Source organism: Mesorhizobium sp. P2_E6, from assembly GCF_056403835.1.
The window spans coordinates 49,963-70,891 of the sequence record NZ_JBFUEQ010000008.1 but is presented as its reverse complement, the minus strand read 5'-3'; the positions used below and the strand labels follow the sequence as shown (position 1 = coordinate 70,891).

Below are 20,929 nucleotides of genomic sequence, written 5' to 3'. Positions count from 1 at the left end.
GCGGGGAGACCGGCAGGGTCAACCTCCGCTCGCCTTAAGCCGCGATCCAGTGAGGAGACCGCGCTCTTCGAGCACCGGATAGGCCATCGACGCCAAAAGCGAATTGATCTGCTTCAGGTCGCGGATGGTGTCGAGATGGATCGAGCTGGTCTCGACGCTCTTGGCGGTGCCGTCGCGCAGCCGCACGAAATGGCTGGCGCTGGTTTCCTTCTCGCGGTCGCGCAGCTGGTCCTTTTCCAGCACCAGCTGGCGGGCGGTCTCGGGATCGCGTGATACCAGCACGTTGAAGGCGAGCCGAGCATTGGCCAGCACCGAAGCGTGGAAAGCGCACAGTTCGCGCCAGCCCTCGGGAGTAAACTCCAACCCGCGCTCGAGCTTCTTCTTCACATGCACCAGCATGTTGCGCACGATGATGTCGCCGACCTGCTCCAGCTTGACGCAGGCGCCGATCAACTCCTGGCAGCGCAGCGCCTCGTCCTCGGTCAGCGGGTTCCTGGTAAGCTTGGCCAGATAGAGCTTGATCGCCGCGTGCTTGCGGTCGACGCGGTCGTCGAGTGCCGCCAGCGCCTTGATCTTGTCGGCATCGGCGCTCTCGTACAGCTCGATGATGCGCTTGAGCATGATCTCGACGGTCTCGCAGACCCGCACCACCTCGCGCGTGGCATTGGCCAATGCCTGGCTTGGAACGTCCAGCGCGCTCTCGTTGAGCGCGGAAAGCTCGACGACATCGAGTGTGGCAGCCGGCGCCGGTTTGGTGCCGAGTGCCACGATCTTCTCCGAGGCGCGGTAGACGAACCCGGCCAGCGGCAGGCCGGCGAGAAGGATCAGCACATTGAACAGGATGTGAGCGTTGACGATCTGGTCCGCCGCCGTCGCGCCAAGGAAGGCGACGTGCGGCCTGAAGGTCATGAACAGGATCAGCACGACCAACGAGCCAAGCCCGCGCATCAGGAGATTGCCGATCGGCACGACGCGCACGGCAGGCCCGGCCGAACGGGTCAGCATCGGCGCGATGATCGAGGATCCGAGGTTGACGCCGAGGATGAGGACGACGCCGAGTTCCGGCGTGATCAGGCCACGGCCGGCCAGCGTCGCCATCAACAGAACCGCCGCGATACTCGACTGGAACAGCCAGGTGATCAGCGCCGCCAGCAGATATGCGGTAATGGAATCGCTGGAGAAGTAATTGATGATAACCGGCATGAGCTGGCTGTTGCGCAGCGGCTCCGATGCCTGGCCGATCATTTCCAGCGACAGGATCAAAAGGCCGATACCGACCAGAATGCGGCCGGACTGGCGCCAGTCGCGCCGCTCGGTGGCCATGAACATCACCGTGCCGGTGATCAGGCAGAGCGGCACCAGCAGGGTGAGATCGAAGGTCAGCAGCTTGACCACCAGCGCCGAGCCGATTTCCGCACCGCGCACGGCAAGCTGCCCTGCGGCGCCCGAGACGATGCCAGAGCCGGCGAAGGAGCCGACCAGCAGTGTGACGGCGGTGGAGCTTTGCAGGGCGATGGCGAGGCCGGTGCCGGCCAGCACCGCCATGATCGGATTGCGCATGGTGGCGCGCAGACGGTGGCGCAGCACGTCGCCATAGGCACGCTCGACGCCGGTTTTCACCATGCGGGTGGCAAACAGCATCAGCGCCACGGCGCCGGCCAGATGCAGTAGGACGACGGAACCGCTCATGTCGCCTTCCGCATGCGGACAACGGGGTGCGCGATGCGATCAGCGCGGCGATCAGTGGGGGAAACGAGGGTGCGAATCATGTTCATAGCAGTGACCAGAATGACGATATTACATTAGCCGGGTAATAAAATCTTGTCGATTTCAAGGGCCGTTGCGCCGCGACAGGCGGTGTCGGAAAATGGACGGACGCGCAAATGGTTGCATTGCGAGGCTGCTGTGTCGCTGCGGATCGCGCACGTTTGGTTGCGATCTTTGCGAGGATGTTCAACTCTCCTAAATAAGCTAAGGAATTCATTACGCAATTGTAATGCAGGTGTTCAGTTTCGGTTCATCGGTGGGTCACTATCCCTTGGGCATCGACAACCAAGGAGACTTCCAATGAAACGCATTGTCCTTTCCGCTCTCGCTTTCTCGATGCTGGCCGCCACGTCGCTCGCCGGCCAGGCCGCGCCGATGAATGCGCCGAACGCCCCGCAGTCGACCTACAGCCAGGTCGACTGGCAAAAGCCCGGCAAGCACGTCGACGTCAGGAAGCGTGTCGTGAAGAAGAAGATCGTCGTGAAGCGCAGCCATTGGCGCAATGGCCAGAAGTATTCCGGTTGGAGGCAGCACCGGCCGATCCGCGACTATGGCCGCTATGGCCTGCATCGCCCCGGCCGCGGCCAGGAGTGGATCCGCGTCGGCAACGACTATGTGCTTGTCGGCGTCCTCTCCGGCGTCATTTTCGGCGCGCTTGCCGGGCAGTAAGTCCCGTCTGGGCCAGCATCCTGCTGGAGGTGAAAGAAAGGCGACCCGCTACGGCCGCCTTTTTGCCCTGTGGAAACCGGGCATCGTCCGCATTAGGGGTCGTCGGATTCCGCGGGCATGATTATATGGTGGGGAAACGAGTTTCCCGATGCGCTTTCCGCCCGCCTTCCTCGACGAGATACGCGACCGCGTGCCGATTTCATCGGTGATCGGCCAGCGCGTCGCGTGGGACAGGAAGAAGACCAACGCGCCGCGCGGCGATTATTGGGCCTGCTGCCCGTTCCATGGCGAGAAGAGCCCATCCTTCCACTGCGAAGACAAGAAGGGCCGCTACCATTGTTTCGGCTGCTCGGTTTCGGGCGATCATTTCAAGTTCCTCACCGAACTCGACGGCATGAGCTTTCCCGAAGCGGTCGAGAAGGTCGCCGACATGGCCGGCGTGCCGATGCCGGTTCGCGATGCGCAGGAGGAGCGGCGCGAAAAGGAACGCGCCAGCCTGACGGACGTCATGGAGATGGCGACCGCCTTCTTCCAGGAGCGCCTACAGGGGCCGGAGGGCGCGAAAGCCCGCGCTTATCTGCGCGATCGTGGGCTGACACCGGCGACGCAGCAATCGTTCCGGCTCGGCTTCGCGCCCGACAGCCGCAATGCGCTGAAGGAGCATCTCGCCGCCAGGGGTGTTCCCAAAGCCGATATCGAGGCCTGCGGGCTGGTGCGGCATGGCGACGACATTCCGGTCTCCTATGACTGGTTCCGCGACCGCATCATGTTCCCGATCCCGGATTCGCGTGGCAAGATCATTGCTTTCGGGGGCCGCGCGCTGGCGCCGGATGCGCTGGCCAAATACATGAACTCGCCCGACACAGAGCTCTTCCACAAGGGCAACGTGCTCTACAATTTCGCCCGCGCCCGCAAGGCGCTTGCCAAGGGCGGCACGGTCATTGCCGTCGAAGGCTATATGGACGTGATCGCGCTGGCGCAGGCCGGCTTCGAGAATGTCGTGGCGCCGCTGGGCACGGCGCTCACCGAAAACCAGCTCGAGCTGTTGTGGCGCATGGCCGGCGAGCCGGTGTTGTGCTTCGACGGTGACAAGGCCGGCCTGAAGGCTGCCTGGCGGGCCGCCGACATGGCGCTGCCGGCGGTGCAGGCAGGGCGCTCGGCGCGCTTTGCACTGCTGCCGGAAGGCAAGGATCCCGACGACCTGGTCAAGGCCGAAGGGCCGGACGCTTTCCGTTCCGTGCTGGCCGATGCGCGGCCGCTGGCCGACCTTCTGTGGATGCGCGAAACGGCCGGCGGCGTCTTCGACACGCCGGAGCGGCGGGCCGAGCTCGAAAAGACGTTGCGCGAACTGACCAGCCGCATCCGCGACGAAAGCCTTCGCTATCACTATCAACAGGAAATGCGCGAGCGCGTGCTGAGCTTCTTCGGCGCGCAGCGCGGTACAAGGCAAGGCCGCCAGGATGGGCGCCCGGGCCAAGGCAAGGCGCCGCCGCCGGGCGGACAATTCGCCAAGGCCGGCGGCGGACGCACGCCGATCACCGAGAGCCTCGGCCGCTCGGCGCTGGTCAAGCGCGGCAGCGAGGGGATGTCGATGCGCGAGGCGACGATCATCGTCGCGCTGGTCAACCATCCGGTGCTGATCGACGAGAATTTCGCACATATCGAGTTTCTCGATCTCGCCAACTCCGATCTGAGGCGGCTGCACGCCGCCATCCTCGACGCGATGGCGCATGACATGGCCAACGACCGTCAGGCCGTGGTGGCAATGATCGAGCGCGCCGGCTGCGCCGAGATCTGGGAGCGGGCGGTCGGGCTGATCCGGCGAATGCGGCATTGGCCGGCGCTGGAAACCGCAGCCCTCGAGGATGCCCGCGACGCTTTCAGCCAGGCCCTGCACTTGCAGCGCAGCGCGCGCACCTTACATAAGGAGCTGAAACAGGCGGAAGCGGCGCTCGCCACCGATCCCACAGATGAAAACTATCGGCACCTGATCGAAATTCAGGCGCAATTTCAGGATGTACAAGCGACGGAAGCGCTGATCGAAGGATTCGGTGTATCCTCGGGCAGGGCCGGGCGGGCTTAAAGCATGATCCCGAAAAGTGGGAACGGTTTTTCGGACAAACGGAAACCGTTTGTCCAGAGATCGTGCTTCCACCAAAAGAAAGACAGAGCCTTTGCCGGCCGATAGGGCAGGACGGGCTCGGCAAGAGAGTGAAATGTGAAAGCGCTGTTGCGCGTCCAAATGGCGCTTGGCGGGGCTAAGTCGGGTAATTGATTCGCTTTTTTCATGCGAATCATGCGAGAGGCGCTTGACCTTCCGGCAGAATGGCGGAATCAGGACGATTCGAAACGTTAACCCGCACCCGCGTCGACGGGAAATAAACGATGTGAGGTACTGGTCACTGGACAGGCAAGCTGCCTGCCACAGATATCAGGGTTAATCTGGACTTAACGAGAGATGCAGTTACTGGCCCGGTGAAGCGCGACTCATAAGCGAGTGCATCCGATTTGACTGGTCCGACAGCTTACGCGGCTTTGATGTTCGGCCGCTAGGAGAAGATAAAGACTATGGCGACAAAGGAAAAGGAAGAGGTCGAAACCGAACGCGAAGGTGCCACCGATGGCCCTCTGCTCGACCTTTCCGATGATGCTGTCAAGAAGATGATCAAGGCCGCCAAGAAGCGCGGCTATGTCACCATGGACGAGCTGAATTCGGTGCTGCCCTCCGAGGAAGTGACCTCAGAGCAGATCGAGGACACCATGGCGATGCTGTCCGACATGGGCATCAACGTGGTCGAGGACGACGAGCAGGGCGAAGAGCCCGAGGCCGCAGACACTGCGGCTGATGCCGAGGAAGACGCCAACGAGCTGGCCGAGCAGACCGGCACCGCCGTTGCTGCCACCACCACCAAGAAAGAGCCGACCGACCGCACCGACGATCCGGTGCGCATGTATCTGCGCGAGATGGGCTCGGTCGAGCTTTTGTCGCGCGAGGGCGAAATCGCCATCGCCAAGCGCATCGAGGCCGGCCGCGAGACGATGATCGCGGGCCTGTGCGAAAGCCCGCTGACCTTCCAGGCCATCATCATCTGGCGCGATGAGCTCAACGAATCCAAGATCCTGCTGCGCGAGATCATCGATCTCGAAGCCACCTATGCCGGCCCCGAGGCCAAGCAGGCGCCGGTGGTGGAGCGCATTGAGGAAGCCAAGGTCGAGGACAAGCCGCGCCGTTCGCGCGACGAGGAAGACGACGTCACCAATGTCGGCGCCGACACGCGCGGGCTGGTCGATGACGACGAGGAAGACGAGGACGAGGCCAGCCTGTCGCTGGCGGCGATGGAAGCGGAACTCCGCCCCCAGGTGATGGAGACGCTCGACGTCATCGCCGACACCTACAAGAAGCTGCGCAAGCTGCAGGACCAGCAGGTCGAGAACCGGCTGGCCGCGGCCGGCACGCTGTCGCCCAGCCAGGACCGCCGGCTGAAGGAGCTGAAGGACCAGCTGATCAAGGCGGTGAAGTCGCTGTCGCTCAACACGGCGCGCATCGAGGCGCTGGTCGAGCAGCTCTACGACATCAACAAGCGCCTGGTGCAGAACGAGGGCAAGCTGCTGCGGCTCGCCGAAAGCTACGGCGTGCGCCGCGAGGAATTCCTGAAGGAATATCAGGGCTCGGAGCTCGACCCGAACTGGACGCGCGCGATCGGCAACCTGACCTCGCGCGGCTGGAAGGAATTCACCAAGAACGAGAAGGACGCCATCCGCGACCTGCGCGCCGAAATCCAGCATCTGGCCACCGAAACGGCGATCTCGATCCTGGAATTCCGCAAGATCGTCAATCAGGTGCAGAAGGGCGAGCGCGAAGCCGCGATCGCCAAGAAGGAAATGGTCGAGGCCAATCTGCGTCTCGTCATCTCCATCGCCAAGAAATACACCAATCGCGGCCTGCAGTTCCTCGACCTGATCCAGGAAGGCAATATCGGCCTGATGAAGGCGGTCGACAAATTCGAATACCGCCGCGGCTACAAGTTCTCGACCTACGCGACATGGTGGATCCGGCAGGCGATCACGCGTTCGATCGCCGACCAGGCGCGCACCATCCGTATTCCGGTGCACATGATCGAGACGATCAACAAGATCGTGCGCACCTCGCGCCAGATGCTGCACGAGATCGGCCGTGAGCCGACGCCGGAAGAGCTGGCCGAAAAACTCGCCATGCCGCTCGAAAAAGTGCGCAAGGTGCTGAAGATCGCCAAGGAGCCGATCTCACTCGAAACGCCGGTCGGCGACGAGGAGGATTCGCACCTAGGCGATTTCATCGAGGACAAGATGGCGATCCTGCCGATCGACGCGGCGATCCAGGCCAATCTGCGCGAGACCACCACCCGCGTGCTGGCCTCGCTGACGCCGCGCGAGGAGCGCGTGCTGCGCATGCGCTTCGGCATTGGCATGAACACCGACCATACGCTGGAAGAGGTCGGCCAGCAGTTCTCGGTCACCCGCGAGCGCATCCGCCAGATCGAAGCCAAGGCGCTCAGGAAACTGAAGCATCCAAGCCGTAGCCGGAAGCTCAGGAGCTTCTTGGACAGCTGAGCAGGGACGGCGTCGTCGCCGGCCAGCTCAATTGACGCCGATACCGATGCCTGCTGCGGTGTGCTCTTCGAAGGGCATCAACGCCGCGAAGGCCTGGGGCGTCCGCCCGTTGTCGATCTACCACAACGGCACGTTCAGCCGCGTCCCCTTGACGATGATGCCGCCCCGGTCGCCGATCTCTATCGAGCCATAACGCTGCCTGAAGCACTCGGGCAGCGGTCGGTCGCCCGGCACTGACAACCACAAACGCAGCATATGGCGCCGCTTGTCCGGGTCTGGCCAATCCCGAAAGCCGCTGCGGTCGTGAAGCAGCGAATGATTGTAGACGAACTGCATGTCGCCGGGCCGCAGGCGCATCGACAGGTTTAGTCTGGGATCATTGGCAAGGCTGTCGAAGAGATCCAGCGCTTCGATATGTGTGGTGCTGAGCCGCATGGCATCCGGAAAGCGTTGCGCGCTGTCGATGTACTGGCGCTGATAGATGCCGGTCAGCAATCCCGCATGCCAGTTGAGAACCGGGATTTCGAAGTAGGGTTTTTCCCCTTCCGGTATCTCGCCGCGCCGGTCGGTGGCGATCGGATCAAACAGCAGGCGGGTGAGATCAGGCCGCTTCCTGCGCATCACGTTGTAGATCGTCGCTGTGCTCACCAGCAGGGACTCGCCGCCTTGCATGGCATCGCGCCGGCAGAGCAGACCGACGACATCGGCGGAGTCGGTGTGAAACGTCTGGCGCTCAGAGGTCTGGTAGATGCGCGTCGTGGCGTCCCTGGCGTCGGCGCCTATGTCGCGGACGTGGCCGAGGATATGGCCCTGGGCATTCTGGGATCGTGCGCTTCCCAGATGCGCGCCAATCCCGCAGAAAATCGTTGCCGCCCTTTGCGCTGAATATCTCTCGACCGGGAGACCGCGAAGCACCTCGAAGCCAATGCCGGCGATCAGTTTTTCGCGAAGGGCGGCAAGATGGCCGACAAGCCGGGGCAAGGGGAAGTCAGCCTTGGTCAGGTTGCCGATGTCCTGCGAGCGGGCGAGAAAGCCGGTTGCCGCCAACTCCAGTTCCGCGACGTCGCGCGCATCCAGTTCGACCAGCCAACGCTCAGGATGTTTCGCCATGTCCTCGCCGGTCCATGCGGCAGGACTCTCGATCGATTCCGGCGGCAGGTCGATGGTTTCGCGCATGAAGCTCTCCGGCGGCTGGATCGGTCTCGGTTGCCGGCCGGGGATTTCCGCCAGATCGACGGCCACGACCGAGATTGCCGCAATCGGGCGGGTTTTAAAACCGGCTTTCCCCGGTCGGTGCGCCGACCGTCTTACGGCCGTCGCTTTGCCGCCGCCTCGCGAGGCTCGTCTTTACCCAGCAACAGGGCGTCGGCGCGGTAGTCCTTGCAGGATGTTCGCTGCGGGAGGATAATTTCGACGTCGGATGCATTTTCTGGGCGACAAACCCGGATGCCCGCCCCGGCGAAGCCGCCGTGCTCCGTGGCCCGGAGGGAGGTGTGCATGACAAGCTATATCGTGCTGATGAACTGGACGGAACAGGGCGCCAGAAATGTGCGCGATTCACCGAAGCGACTCGACGCCGCCAGGAAGCAGCTGGGAGACATGGGCGGATCGTTCAAGGCGTTCTACCTGACCATGGGTGAATACGACATGGTGGCCGTGGTTGAAGCGCCCGACGACGCGGTCCTGGCTCGCTTCTCGCTGATGCTGGCGGCGGCCGGCAACATCAGGACGCGGACGCTGAAAGCCTTCCCCGAATTTGCCTACCGCGAGATCATCACCTCGCTCGGGTAGTGCTCTCAGAACAGCGCCGAGGCTGAAGCGCTTCAGGTCCTTGTGTAATGCATGTCGCCCAAATCCGCTGCGCAGTTTTGGGCGACATGCACTAGGATGGGGCCATGTCCGAACCGAATTCACATGCGCATCTGTGGCCCGGCGTGCCGCTCGCTCTTGGCTCCGCCATCCTGTTCGGCGCTGCGCCGCCGCTGTGCAAGCTGCTGCTCGACAGCGTCAATCCCTTCATGCTGGCCGGTCTGCTCTATCTCGGCGCCGGCGCCGGGCTGGCCCTCTATCGCTCGGCTCGCGGCGGCGGCGGCGGCGAGGCGCAACTGACCGCCAGGGACATACCATGGCTGCTGCTGGCGATCGGCGCCGGCGGCATCGTCGCGCCGGTGCTGCTGATGTTCGGCCTCGGCCTCAACACCGCATCCAGTTCCGCGCTGCTGCTTAATCTCGAAGGGTTGGCGACGATGGCGATCGCCTGGCTCGTCTACCGCGAGAATGTCGACCGCCGGCTGCTCCTGGGCGCCTTCGCCATCGTGGCCGGCGCCGTTCTGCTGTCGTGGCAAGGTGAGGGCGTTGCCTTCAACCTTGGTGCCGTGCTCGTCGCCGCGGCGTGCCTGGCGTGGGGGCTGGACAACAATTTCACACGCAAGATCTCGGCCACCGACCCGGTGGTGATCGCCATGCTCAAAGGGCTGGTGGCTGGTGTCGTCAATGTCGGGTTGGCGCTCGCCGGCGGGGCTTCGTTTCCGCCAGCGTCGATCGTCGCAGTCACCGCGGCCGTCGGCTTCTTTGTCATCGGGGTCAGCCTGGTGATGTTCATCGTGGCGCTGCGTCATCTCGGCACGGCACGGACAGGGGCGTATTACTCGCTCGCCCCCTTTATCGGCGCGCTGCTGGCAATCGTCGTCCTGGGTGACGCCGTCACGCTCAAGCTTGCGGTTGCCGGGCTTCTGATGGCCTTCGGACTCTGGCTGCATCTGTCGGAACGCCATGAGCACGAGCACGACCACGAGGAACTGGAACACGAGCACAGCCATGTGCATGACGAGCACCACCAGCACCGTCATGACGGACCGGTGAGCGAGCCGCATTCGCACTGGCACCGGCATGCGCCCATGCGCCACCGGCATCCGCATTATCCCGACCTGCACCACAGGCATGGCCACGGTTGAGCATGATCCCAGGAAACAGGTACCGGTTTTTGGAGGAATCATGCCCGAGCAACGGGCCAAGCCTTTGCTGACCGTCTGGTACAACACACGCTGCCCGGTTTGCGATGCCGGTATCAGCCGGCAAAAGCGGCGGCTGATCGAAGCGGTCAAGGCCGGGCGGATCGCGTTTCGCGACATCAATCTTGAACCGGCAGCACTTGCTCGATTTGGTGCGTCGCTTGAGGATGTCCGCCGCCGGCTGCACGCCACCGACGCCGACGGCCGACTGCTGGTCGGTGCCGATGTCGCGATTGCCGTGTGGCTGATAACGCCGGGCGAGGGCTGGCTGGCGACGGTGTTAGGCAATCCGGTCGCCTTGCCGTTGACGCGCTTTGCCTATGATCAGTTCGCCGACCTGCTCTACGCCTGGAACCGGCGCAACGGCCGCTGGTAGCGGTTCCTCGTCGGTGACCGGGGCGAATGGAGGTCCCGAACCATTTGCGGACCTCCCTTCGCCAGGCCCTATCGGCCGGCCGGCTCGCAGAGTGCGCCGACGATGCGGCGCACCATCGGCAGCACCAGCAGCAGCGTTGGAAACGCCACCAGCCAGGACAAACCCCAGGCCGTCATCCAGATCGTCGGCAGGCCGGGGTGGAAACCGAGGCTTTTCAGCGTCGAGATGAATGAGACAATGAAGGTCATCAACAGCGACAGCACCAGCGGGCTGAGGATGGCAGCATAGCGCGCAGGCAGCTTCCTGCGCCGATTTCTTGCAGTCATTTTGGGAGTTTCCCTGAAGTGTCCGGTCCGTCGCATTTGGCATCCATTCGCCGGTTTTCGGCGCAATTGCCCGGAAGGACCGGGGTTGGATGCGTTGCCTGACGTCAGACGCTTACGGAGCAGCCGTGGCGCTCGCGGGCCTTCTAGCGGCGCGTTCCGGCAAAAGCAAGCCTCTGGCGCGGCATTCAGATACATCGTAAGATATATCTTGACTCCAGCGATTGGTGCGCCTAGTTAAGATATATCGTAAGATAGAACTCAAGGAGCAATCAATGCACAAGCAATTCGGGCACAATCATTTCGGCGAGCGCATATTCATGCACATGGCCGGCAAGTTCGGCGGCCGTGGCGGCGGCTTTGGCCCGTTCGGCCATGGCGGTCGTGGCGGCGGACGCGGCGGGCCGGGCGACATGTTCCGCGCCGGGCGCATGCTGGCCGACGGCGATCTCAAGCTGATCACGCTGTCGCTGCTGGCCGAGGCACCGCGCCACGGCTACGACATCATCAAGGCGCTTGAAGAGCGCACCAGCGGCATCTACAGCCCGAGCCCGGGCGTGGTCTACCCAACGCTGACCTTCCTGGAAGAAGCCGGCTATGCCGCTTCCGCGGCCGACGGCAACAAGAAGGTGTTTTCGATCACCGAAGCCGGGCAGGCGCATCTCAACGACAACCGCGAGATGATCGACGGCGTGCTCGACCACCTCGAGCGCTTCGGCCGCAAGATGGCCAAGGCGCGCGACTGGTTCGGCTGGAACGACGAGCGCGAAGAGGGCGGGCGTCGCGGCGGTCGTGGTGGCCGCTCGGAAGCGCGCGACGAATTCCGCGCCGTGCGTCACCGGCTGCGTGCGGCTCTCGGCGATTTCGTCGATGCCCCGGCCGACAAGCAGGCCGAGGCGATCGCCATTCTCGAAGGTGCCGCCGAGGCGCTGGAAGCGCTGTCGCGCGGCTGAGGCCGCCCGTCCAGTACCGCCAAAAGCCAGAACAGACAAAAGCTCGGGAACCCCCGGGCTTTTTGTCATTTCGATTGACCGGCTGCGGCAGGCTGACGAGATCGATCTGCCAGCCGACGTCTTCATCAGGGGGCTGGAATGCGGCGGCACATTCGCGCATTCTGGAACGACAGCGTCGTGAATCGCGAACAGGGCAGGCCGCGATTGCAGGGCGAACAGGGAGATTTGAGCGATGTCTTTTCTAAAACGTCTTTTCGGTGGCGGTGGCGAAGCCGAGGCAGGTGAACCAAAAAGTGCAGCGCCGGCCAAGCAGGTCGAGCACAAGGGGTTCCTGATCAGCGCCACGCCCTACAAGGCCGAGGGCCAGTACCAGACCTGCGGCGTCGTCTCCAAGGAGGTCGATGGCGTCGTCAAGGAGCACAAATTCATCCGTGCCGACCGCTTCGCCGGGCTCGACGACGCCGTCGACATCTCGATCAAGAAGGGCATCCAGCTGGTGGACGAGCAGGGCGAGCGGATCTTCCGATAGGGCAGGACCGGTCGAGGCGACGATCGTCGGCTTTGCGCCAGCTGGTTGACCTTTACTTCCCCTACGCGGGGCTGCCTTTGACCGCTCTATTGAGTTCCTGTTCCAGGTCGACCAGTTCCTTGCCGCCGGCCATCAGATTGAGCAACTGATCGCGATCAATTTCGCTTTTCGCGTAGGTGCCGGTGCATCTGCCGCGCTTCAACAAGGTAAAGCGGTCGCCGACCACATAGGCGTGATGAACGTTGTGGGAAATGAAGATGACGCCGATGCCGCGCGCCTTGGACTGGACGATGAGCTTCAGGACGACAGATGCCTGATGGACCCCCAGCGCCGATGTCGGCTCATCCAGGATCAGCACCTTGGCGCCGAAATAAACGGCGCGGGCGATGGCCAGGCACTGCCGTTCCCCGCCCGAAAGCGTGCCGACAGGCTGTTCCGGATCGCGCAGCTGGATGCCCATCGCCGACAATTCGTCATACGCGGTGCGGTTGGCGAACTCGGCGTCAAACTGGCTGATCGGGCCGAACTTGCGCATTGGCTCGCGCCCGAGAAAAAAGTTTCGCGCCACGCTCATGAGCGGCACCAAAGCCAAGTCCTGATAGACCGTTGCGATGCCGCTGTTGCGCGTATCGGCCGGTGACGCAAACCTCGTCGGCTTGCCCTGGACGCGGATTTCACCCTCGTCTGGCGCGTAGACGCCGGACAGCGTCTTGATCAGCGTCGACTTGCCCGCGCCGTTGTCGCCGAGCAGGCAATGGACTTCGCCCGGACATACGTCGAACGACACATCCTTCAGCGCAACGACCGATCCGAAATACTTGCTGACCGACTTCAGTTCGACATAGGGCTCGGCCATCACCGGCTCCTCATGGCGCGGTTGCGCACATAGCTGTTGAACAGCACGGCGATGACCATCATGGCGCCCATGAACAGCTTGAACCAGTCCGTGTCTATGCCGGTGTAGAAGATGCCCATCTGCACCACGCCGAAGATCAATGCGCCGAACATGGCGCCGACGGCCGATCCGTAGCCGCCGGTGAGCAGCGTGCCGCCGATGACGACGGCTATGATGGCCTCGAATTCCTTCTGGGTGCCGCGCAGCGTGTCGGCCGAGCCGGTGACCAGGACCTGGATCGCAGCAAAGAGCGCGGCCGCCATGGCCGTCATGACGAACAGCGTGATCTTGGTGCGCGCCACCGGTACACCGAGGTTGCGCGCGGCGTTGGCTTCACCGCCGGCGGCGAAGATCCAGTTGCCGAAGCGGCTGCGCGTCAGCAACCAGGTGCAGATCAAGGTCAATGCGATCCACCAGACGATCGACACCGGAATGCCGGAAATCGACGGCAGTCCGTCCGCCCGCTTGCCGACCAGGCCGATGTCCGAAAGCCAGGCGATCAGGCCGGAAAACACCTGGCCTGAAAACAGGCTGTTGAGAGGATCGTTCAACGCCAGTTCATGCACGCCCGAAACCTGGGTCCGCCCGGATATGCCGCGGGTGAGACCGAGCGTCAGGCCGCGCAGCATGAACAGGCTTCCGAGCGTCACGATGAAGGAGGGCAGCCCGGTCTTGACGACGGCGAGCCCGTTGAGCGCACCGATACCGCCGCAAACAGCGAAGGAAAACAGCAGCGAAAGCCAGATGGGCCAGCCCCAGAATACGGAAGGGATCGCGATCAGGATCCCGGCAAAGCCAATCATCGAGCCTACCGACAGGTCGAACTCGCCCGCGATCATCAACAGGGCCACGGGTGCGGCGAGAATGCCAAGCTGGGCCGAGACCTCGAGGAAATTGATGATCCCCTTGGCACTGAAAAGTCCCGTATTTCCCGCCGTGATGGCGAAGAACACAAAGACCAGAACGGTCCCGGCCGCCGCGCCAAGTTCCGGCCTGCTCAACAGGCGGCTCAGGCGGGAGACGGACCGGATCCGCTCGTCGCGAACCTCTGCAGCCATGGATGCGTTACCTTCATCGGTGAAAGCGGCCGGGCCGGAGCCCGGCCGCCAGCGGTTAACGCTTGCCCTGTTTTGCCAGATCGATGACCGAGGCGGCAGTATCCTTGGTGACGAAACCGGGGCCAGTCGGATAGTCGGCGATCGGCATGATCTTGTACTTCTTCCAAAGGTCGAACATCGCGACCGGGATATAGCCCATGGCATATTGCTGGGCGTCGATGCCCCACTCCATCTTGCCGGCAACAACGGCCTGCAGGATGGTGGGAGACAGATCGAACGTGCCGGTTTTCACCTTGCCCGCGAGGCCCATTTCATCGAGCGCGGCCAGCGTTGGTTCGGCACCGCTGGCGCCGACAGCGAGAATGAACTGCGTATCGGCATGGGCGGTCATATAGGCGATCATGCGGTTCTTCATTTCGGTCGGGTCGATGACGCCGTTCATCACCGGAACATCGACGCCCAGCCCCTTGGCAAAGCCCGCGCAGCGATCGTCAAGGCTGGAATTGCCCACCTCGTGATTGGCGCAGACCGCCTTGGTGAGGCCGAGTGCCTTGATGCGCTCGCCGGCCATGACGCCCGCCTGAAATTCGTCCTGTCCCATGAACAGCAGGCCGCCAAGATCATGAGTCAGCTTCGAGCCGCCGGAGTCGATGACGATGACCGGGATGCCGGCGGCAACGGCATTCTTGACCGGACCTGAAAGGGCCGCGGCGTCGGGGATCGAAACAACCATCCCATCGGGCTTCGAGGCTGTAATGGCGTCGATCATTTGCGCCATCTTGGCCATGTCGAATGTTTCGGGCGCCAGATATTCGGCCTTGACGCCCAGGGTCTTGGCCGCATCGTCCATGCCGTTCTTCACGACCGACCAGTAGGGGTCGCCGCTCTGGCCATGGGTTACAAACACCACGTGCGTATCATCGGCGGCCGCAAGACTGGTGGCCGCCGCCATCATCGTGACGCCGGCCAGCAGGCCGAGCGCAGGCTTTATTAACTTCGCAAGCGAAAACATAACAACCTCCTGTTTGTTTTCCGCCGCCGCAGTTACGGTCGGCAGTCCAGTTGCCCCTTCAAGGTGTGTTGTTATTCCATGACCTGAATCTTCGCACACCTCTGTCCAGTTTCATTCATCAGCACTGGTTCCTTGGAGACCAAATAGTGGCCTCGATCATTCCCTGACAGTAAATCCGGCTTCCCCAGCCATGCGCGACAAATTCCGGAATCCCATCGTCGCATAGGTCAGCGGGTTGGCCTTGCTGGGATCCTGCTCGGCCTCGACGACCAGCCAGCCGCTGTAGCCGTTGTCGGCAAGCACGCGCAAAATGGCCGGGTAATCGATGAACCCGTCGCCGGGAACGGTGAATATCCCATCCATGACCGCCCCCATGAAACTCATGTCTTGCGCGCGGGCCCGATCAAGCACGGCCTTGCGCGCGTCCTTGCAATGCACGTGCACGACGCGCTTGACGTGCGCCCTGATCAAAGCCAGCGGATCGCCGCCCGAGAATATCGAATGGCCGGTGTCGTAGAGCAAGCCGACCGCCTCGCCGGTGTGGCGCATCAGCAGGGCCACCTCGGCATCGGTCTCGACGATGGTCCCCATATGGTGGTGAAAGGCCATGCGCACGCCGAAATCCGCCATCCGCTCGGCCAGCGCGGTCAGTTTGCGGCCGTAGGCCGGCCATTCCTGCGGGCTCAGTGCCGGGCGTTGCGAGATCGGTCCCCAGATGGCGTCATGGCGTCCACGCGAGGTGTCGGCATAAACGACATGCGCCGCGCCCATATCCTTCAACAGCTGGAGATGCGGCATGATCGCATCCATTTCCGCGCTGACTTCCTTCTCGTCGCAGCGGCCATCATACCAGCCCGAAATCACGGCAAGGCCATAGCGCTCCATGATCGGCTTCAGCTCGGCCGACCGGCGCGGGAACTTGCCGCCAAGTTCAGTGCCGGAATAGCCGGCCTGTTTGGTCTCGCCGAGACAGACCTCGAGTGGCGTATCGCCGCCGAGTTCCGGCACGTCATCATTGCTCCAGGTGATCGGGTTTATGCCGATGCGAACCGTCACGGGCGAGCTCCTGATTGCTTGAGCTGGGCAAGGTGGCGCCGGGTGAGCCCGGCCAGCAGCGTCATGTCGCGACGCGCCTGCTCGGCGGTGTTACGCACCGGCGTGCCTTCGACGATCGCCGACCAGAAACCCTTCAACTCCTCGACAAACGCCTCTTCGTATCCGCTGCGGATGTCGCGGCTGGATAGCGTGTGGCCGTCGCTGGTGCGCAGGGTCAGCCGTGTCGGTTGGTGGTTGAGATAGGGCGAAGGGAATTCCAGTTCGAGCGAGGCTTGGTCGAAGTAGAGCGTTATGCGCTCTCGGTAGTCGGCGAGCCCAGGTACGGCCAGATGCACCATGTTCCACAGCGCCTGGCCACCGAGCAGCCGCACGGCACCCTGGCCGCCTTCACCCCTGGCAAAAAGCGAGGCGCCGACAATGTCGCCATCCGTGACGCCGAGCGCATCGAGCAGCCCGTGGACGGCGTTAACGTCGTGCACGATCGCTGAACAATAGGCGCCGACAAAACCACGAAAGGCGTCGGGATCATCCAGTCCAGGCACCGCTCGAACCACCTGCTCGCGCTGCCTGGCTTCGGTCACGGCAACCAGATCCACCGCGACGTCGTCACCCCGGCATGTGGAATGGTGCCGGACAAAGGGCCAGGCGTCGGGATCGTTGACCTCGACCGAAATGTAGCGAAGCGTCCGCGCCGTGCCCGGCAGCATCTTCAGCGCCGCCTCGTAGCTCGGATCGAAACGCTTCATGTAGCCGACCTGAAGCACCTTGCCGGCGCGATCCCGGGCGGCGATCAGGTCGTCGATGTCCCCGGCGCTGTAGCAAAGCGGCTTTTCGCAGAAGACGTGCAGCCCCCGGGCGAAGGCGGCGAGAGCCTGTTCCCAGTGCAAGGCATCGGGGGAGGCTATGACTACGGCGTCAAGCGGCATCGCAAGAAGTCCGTCGAGATCGGCGAATGTAGCGAGGCCGAATTCCTCGCCGACAAAGGCGCGGGTTTTGCGCGAAGGATCATAGACGCCGAGGATCTTGAACTGCCGGTGCAATTTGAGCAGATTCGGGATGTGCTCGACCTGGGCGACGCCTCCCGCACCGATCACTCCCACCCTTATGCACTGCATCGGTCAGCCCCACCTGAACCTGAACGCATTTTTCTTGAGCGTAGGACTGCTTTGGTTCCATTGTTAGAACCAGTTTGCATTGATTTTTCGGAACCACGATGAAGACGAGTTTTCCAATCGACGGTATTGCGCTGGATCGCGGCAGTTCCGCCAACCTGCACAGGCAGCTCTACGTCCAGTTGCGCGGTCTGATCGAACGGCGTGTGCTGCCGAGCGGCCACGCGCTGCCCTCGACACGGGTCATGGCGCGTGATCTGCAGGTGGGCCGCAACACGGTGATTGCAGCTTGCGACCAGCTGGCGCTGGAGGGTTATCTGGCGATAAGGCCACGCCGGCCCTCGGTGGTCATGGATCTGCCGACCCGTTCGACCGCGGCGGAGCATGTATCGGTCGAGGGTGAGAATCCGATATCATTGCGCGGGCAGGCCATGCTCGCCCAACCCTATCATCACGGCCGACCCGGCATGCTCGCATTTCATCCCGGCATGCCGGACCCGGATAATTTTCCGTTCAACACCTGGTCGAAACTGCTCAGCCGCCGCGCAAAATTTGCGCATATCGACCTTTTCGGGACCTATCACGTCAAAGGCTATCCACCTCTTTGCGAGGCTATCGCTCGCTATCTCACCGCGTCGCGGGGCGTTCAGTGCACCGCCGAGCAGATCGTCGTGACCAATGGCGCGCAGTCGGCGTTCGATCTCCTGGCCCGGCTGCTGATCGACGAAGGCGACACGGTGTGGATGGAGGAGCCGGGATACTACGGGGCGGGTTCGGCTTTCGTCTCGGCTGGGGCGAAACTGGCGCCGCTGCGCGTGGGCAATGCAGGCTGGAACCTCGATCCGCCTCCTGTCATTCCGCGCATGATTTTCGTGACGCCCTCCTGCCACCATCCGCTCGGCATAACCATGCCGATGGAACAGCGGCTCAATCTCCTGCACATGGCCGAGACCTGGCGGTCATGGATCATCGAGGACGACTACGATGGCGAATACCGTTTTCAGGGGCAACCTATACCGGCGCTGCAGGGCATCGGCGCGTCGAACCGCGTGGTCTATGTCGGTACCTTCGCGAAAATCCTGTTTCCGGCCATGCGCCTCGGCTTTCTGGTGGCGCCCAAGGCGATAGACCACACAATCGTCTCGGCGCTGAGCGTGACCGGCCAGTTCGCCCCATTGCTTGCCCAGGCAGCACTGGCGGACTTCATGAACGAGGGGCACTTTACCCGCCATCTGAGGCGCATGCGACGCCTCTATGCGGACAGGCGGCAGTTCTTCCTAGAGAGCGCTCAAAGGCATCTCGGAGAATGGCTGGATTTTCATTCAACCGAATCCGGCATCCAGGTTGTCGGCATTTTCCGCGATAGATGTAACGACGCGGCGATTGCCGAGGCGTTGCTCCATCAGGGGATCAACGTCTCGGCCCTATCGATCCAGTACCGTCACGGCTCGGAACAAAACGGGCTTGTCATGGGTTTTGCGGCTGCCGATGCGCAGACAACCGAAAAGACGATGCAAAAATTTCGAGCCGTGCTGCAAGCCCATTTCGGCTAGACTCCAAAGATCACGCCGTCTGCAACTCCCGGCGCGGCAGCGGCGGGAAGGCGATCGCGATGCCGACCGCGCCTAGGCCGATGATGGCCGAGCCGATGAACAGCCAGGAATAGTTGGCATAGGCATCGAACACCATGCCGCCGGCCAGCGGACCGAGCGCCATGCCGAGGCTGGACAGCATGGTCGCGGCGCCGAACACGGTGCCCAGGATGCGCTGGCCGAAATACTCGCGCGCCAGCACCGCATAGAGCGGCATCACGCCGCCATAGGTGGCGCCGAAGATGACGGCCAGCATGTAGAACTGCTCGAGCTGGCTGATGCTGAGATAGGCGGCAATGACGATCGCCTGGATTGCCAGGCCCGCGATCAGCACCGGCTTGACGCCGAGCCGATCGGCAAGCACGCCGTAGAGAAGCCGCCCGCCAAGCCCAGCCAGGCCCTCAACGCTGTAGATCGAGACCGCCGCCATGGGCGCCACGCCGCATAGCATGGCATAGCTGACCATATGGAAGATCGGCCCGGAATGGGCAGCACAGCAGGCAAAGAAGGTCAGCCCGAGCACGATGAATTGTGGTGAGCGCAGCGCCTGGCCGGCCGTCAGGCCGGCGCCTTCGGCAACCGGTGCGGAACCGATATCGGCCACGGCTGGCTTCGGCGGCTGGCGGACCAGCAGCACGACCGGCAACAGCAGCACCCATGCGGTGATGCCGATGTCGAACATGGCCGTGCGCCATTCATAGGCCGAGATCAGCCAACGGGCGAAGGGCGAGATCGTCATCGGTGCCACGCCCATGCCGGCCGAGACCAGCGAGACGGCAAGGCTGCGGTTGGTGTCGAACCAGCCTGATGTCAGCGCGATCATCGGCGCGAAGAAGGCGCTGGCCGCGAGGCCGACCAACACGCCATAGGTGATCTGGAAGGTCAGCAGCGAGCCGGCGCGGCTGGCCAGTACCAGTGCCAGCCCGAGCAGCACCGCGCCGATTGTCACGACGATGCGGGCGCCAAAACGGTCGGACAGGGCGCCCCAGGCGAAGCCGCCAAGGCCCATCACCAGGAAGTTGAGGGTCATGGCGCTCGAAATGCCGGCGCGCGACCAGCCGGTGTCGATCGCCATCGGCTCGAGGAAGATCGCCAGCGAAAACATCGTGCCGATGGCGACACAGGACATCAGCGCGCCAGCCGCGACGATGACCCAACGATAGGAAAGGCTCATATTTTTCTCCCATGCCAGAGCGCAGCGCAGCGCGCTGCTTGCGTCCGAAGGACGCTGGCACGGATATCGATCCTACAATCCGGTTGCATTTTTTATCCAGTCTAACTGGCGCCTTTTCCGGTCGCCCCGGCCGCTTTCTACAGGCGGCGTGTCACGCTCCCAGAACCGCTTCACACTTTTGGGCGACATGGTTTTTGGACGCATGTCGTGGTCCCAAAACCGCTTCACACTCTTGGGTGACATGCGTCATAGCGGCAGTTCGGATGTGTATTTGATCGTCTGGCTGGGGACGTCGGTCTTGACGTTCTGCACACCCTTGATGCGGCTCAGATGCTCCGACTGGAAGCGGCGGTAGTCGTCGATGCCGGCCGCCACCACGCGCACCAGGGCATCGCAATCGCCGAGCATCAGATAGCATTCCATCACCTGCGGCAGCTTGGCCACTTCGGTTGCGAAATGCTCGATCGTGTCCTCGTCCTGCTGCTTCAGCCAGATGCGGGTGAAGAAGGTCAGCCCCTTGCCGATGCTGGCTGGGTTGAGCACGGCGACGTAGCGGTCGATGACGCCGGCCTCCTCCAGCAGCTTCACGCGCCGCAGGCAAGGCGATGGCGACAGCCCGACCTCGTTGGCCAGATCATTGTTGGCCATGCGGCCGTCGCGTTGCAGTGCCCGCAGGATGCGTTTGTCGATCTCATCGAGCTTCATGGCTACGGATTCCATTTCTCTGGTGATTTGCGGCACTCAATGCCAAAGATAGATGAAATACAACAATCTTCGCAACCAAATTGCTGGACGGTATCGGTATATTTGCC

Annotated in this window: 19 protein-coding genes; 9 read left to right on the top strand and 10 right to left on the bottom strand. The window is 62.9% G+C overall.

All coding sequences use genetic code 11. The features are described 5' to 3' along the window. Positions 1-18: 18 nt before the first annotated feature. Positions 19-1,689 carry a Na/Pi cotransporter family protein gene (locus tag AC1D08_RS20705; protein ID WP_477228123.1) on the bottom strand — a complete coding sequence of 557 codons (1,671 nt, stop codon included), beginning with the start codon at positions 1,687-1,689 and terminating at the stop codon, positions 19-21. Positions 1,690-2,067: 378 nt separating this feature from the next. Between AC1D08_RS20705 and AC1D08_RS20700 the strand changes: the two genes are divergently transcribed. The 3 genes from AC1D08_RS20700 to rpoD all read left to right on the top strand — a co-directional run bounded on the left by AC1D08_RS20700 (position 2,068) and on the right by rpoD (position 7,026). Further along, positions 2,068-2,436, top strand: coding sequence for an RcnB family protein (locus AC1D08_RS20700; protein WP_457151315.1), 369 nt, complete (start codon positions 2,068-2,070; stop codon positions 2,434-2,436). A gap of 148 nt (positions 2,437-2,584) precedes the next feature. After that, positions 2,585-4,519 (top strand): DNA primase, encoded by a 1,935-nt coding sequence (dnaG, locus tag AC1D08_RS20695; RefSeq protein WP_477228122.1) that lies wholly within the window; start codon positions 2,585-2,587, stop codon positions 4,517-4,519. Positions 4,520-5,004: 485 nt separating this feature from the next. Next, positions 5,005-7,026: an RNA polymerase sigma factor RpoD gene (gene rpoD, locus AC1D08_RS20690; protein WP_095090975.1), complete on the top strand. Its 2,022-nt coding sequence runs from the start codon at positions 5,005-5,007 to the stop codon at positions 7,024-7,026. 117 nt (positions 7,027-7,143) lie between these two features. On the opposite strand, the gene AC1D08_RS20685 is transcribed toward rpoD, so the two are convergent. Then, entirely contained in the window at positions 7,144-8,202 is a 1,059-nt protein-coding gene (locus tag AC1D08_RS20685) for a TauD/TfdA family dioxygenase (protein WP_457152535.1), read from the bottom strand. A 321-nt stretch (positions 8,203-8,523) separates the two neighbouring features. On the opposite strand from AC1D08_RS20685, the gene AC1D08_RS20680 reads away from it, so the two are divergent. The 3 genes from AC1D08_RS20680 to AC1D08_RS20670 all read left to right on the top strand — a co-directional run bounded on the left by AC1D08_RS20680 (position 8,524) and on the right by AC1D08_RS20670 (position 10,413). Next, complete coding sequence (locus AC1D08_RS20680) at positions 8,524-8,817, top strand: GYD domain-containing protein (protein ID WP_095091717.1); 294 nt, start codon at positions 8,524-8,526, stop codon at positions 8,815-8,817. A 104-nt stretch (positions 8,818-8,921) separates the two neighbouring features. After that, complete coding sequence (locus AC1D08_RS20675) at positions 8,922-9,980, top strand: DMT family transporter (RefSeq protein ID WP_457152536.1); 1,059 nt, start codon at positions 8,922-8,924, stop codon at positions 9,978-9,980. A 40-nt stretch (positions 9,981-10,020) separates the two neighbouring features. Next, entirely contained in the window at positions 10,021-10,413 is a 393-nt protein-coding gene (locus AC1D08_RS20670; protein ID WP_457152537.1) for a thiol-disulfide oxidoreductase DCC family protein, read from the top strand. Between the two features lie 68 nt (positions 10,414-10,481). On the opposite strand, the gene AC1D08_RS20665 is transcribed toward AC1D08_RS20670, so the two are convergent. Next, positions 10,482-10,739 (bottom strand): DUF2798 domain-containing protein, encoded by a 258-nt coding sequence (locus tag AC1D08_RS20665; RefSeq protein WP_457152538.1) that lies wholly within the window; start codon positions 10,737-10,739, stop codon positions 10,482-10,484. Between the two features lie 272 nt (positions 10,740-11,011). Here AC1D08_RS20665 and AC1D08_RS20660 point away from each other — a divergent pair, with 272 nt between their 5' ends. After that, positions 11,012-11,689, top strand: coding sequence for a PadR family transcriptional regulator (locus AC1D08_RS20660; protein WP_457152539.1), 678 nt, complete (start codon positions 11,012-11,014; stop codon positions 11,687-11,689). A gap of 232 nt (positions 11,690-11,921) precedes the next feature. Next, positions 11,922-12,218 (top strand): HlyU family transcriptional regulator, encoded by a 297-nt coding sequence (locus AC1D08_RS20655; protein WP_457152540.1) that lies wholly within the window; start codon positions 11,922-11,924, stop codon positions 12,216-12,218. 61 nt (positions 12,219-12,279) lie between these two features. On the opposite strand, the gene AC1D08_RS20650 is transcribed toward AC1D08_RS20655, so the two are convergent. The 5 genes from AC1D08_RS20650 to AC1D08_RS20630 all read right to left on the bottom strand — a co-directional run bounded on the left by AC1D08_RS20650 (position 12,280) and on the right by AC1D08_RS20630 (position 17,354). Further along, positions 12,280-13,074 carry an ATP-binding cassette domain-containing protein gene (locus AC1D08_RS20650; RefSeq protein WP_477228121.1) on the bottom strand — a complete coding sequence of 265 codons (795 nt, stop codon included), beginning with the start codon at positions 13,072-13,074 and terminating at the stop codon, positions 12,280-12,282. Beyond that, positions 13,074-14,171 carry an ABC transporter permease gene (locus AC1D08_RS20645; RefSeq protein WP_457152542.1) on the bottom strand — a complete coding sequence of 366 codons (1,098 nt, stop codon included), beginning with the start codon at positions 14,169-14,171 and terminating at the stop codon, positions 13,074-13,076. The genes AC1D08_RS20650 and AC1D08_RS20645 overlap by 1 nt, the downstream gene beginning before the upstream one ends. Before the next feature lie 55 nt (positions 14,172-14,226). Next, on the bottom strand, positions 14,227-15,183 hold the full coding sequence (locus AC1D08_RS20640) for a rhizopine catabolism ABC transporter substrate-binding protein (protein ID WP_457152543.1): 957 nt from the start codon (positions 15,181-15,183) through the stop codon (positions 14,227-14,229). A gap of 156 nt (positions 15,184-15,339) precedes the next feature. Continuing rightward, positions 15,340-16,239 (bottom strand): myo-inosose-2 dehydratase, encoded by a 900-nt coding sequence (iolE, locus tag AC1D08_RS20635; RefSeq protein WP_457152544.1) that lies wholly within the window; start codon positions 16,237-16,239, stop codon positions 15,340-15,342. After that, positions 16,236-17,354: a Gfo/Idh/MocA family protein gene (locus AC1D08_RS20630; RefSeq protein ID WP_477423882.1), complete on the bottom strand. Its 1,119-nt coding sequence runs from the start codon at positions 17,352-17,354 to the stop codon at positions 16,236-16,238. Before AC1D08_RS20630 ends, iolE begins: the two co-directional genes overlap by 4 nt. 98 nt (positions 17,355-17,452) lie before the next feature. On the opposite strand from AC1D08_RS20630, the gene mocR reads away from it, so the two are divergent. Further along, the gene (gene mocR / locus AC1D08_RS20625) at positions 17,453-18,904 is read left to right on the top strand and encodes a rhizopine catabolism transcriptional regulator MocR (protein ID WP_457153877.1); all 1,452 of its coding nucleotides are present in this window, start codon (positions 17,453-17,455) and stop codon (positions 18,902-18,904) included. 10 nt (positions 18,905-18,914) lie between these two features. On the opposite strand, the gene AC1D08_RS20620 is transcribed toward mocR, so the two are convergent. Beyond that, a complete protein-coding gene (locus tag AC1D08_RS20620; protein ID WP_457153878.1) occupies positions 18,915-20,117 on the bottom strand; it encodes an MFS transporter in 1,203 nt (400 codons plus the stop codon). Between the two features lie 246 nt (positions 20,118-20,363). Further along, on the bottom strand, positions 20,364-20,822 hold the full coding sequence (locus AC1D08_RS20615) for an Lrp/AsnC family transcriptional regulator (RefSeq protein ID WP_095090987.1): 459 nt from the start codon (positions 20,820-20,822) through the stop codon (positions 20,364-20,366). Positions 20,823-20,929 lie beyond the last annotated feature (107 nt).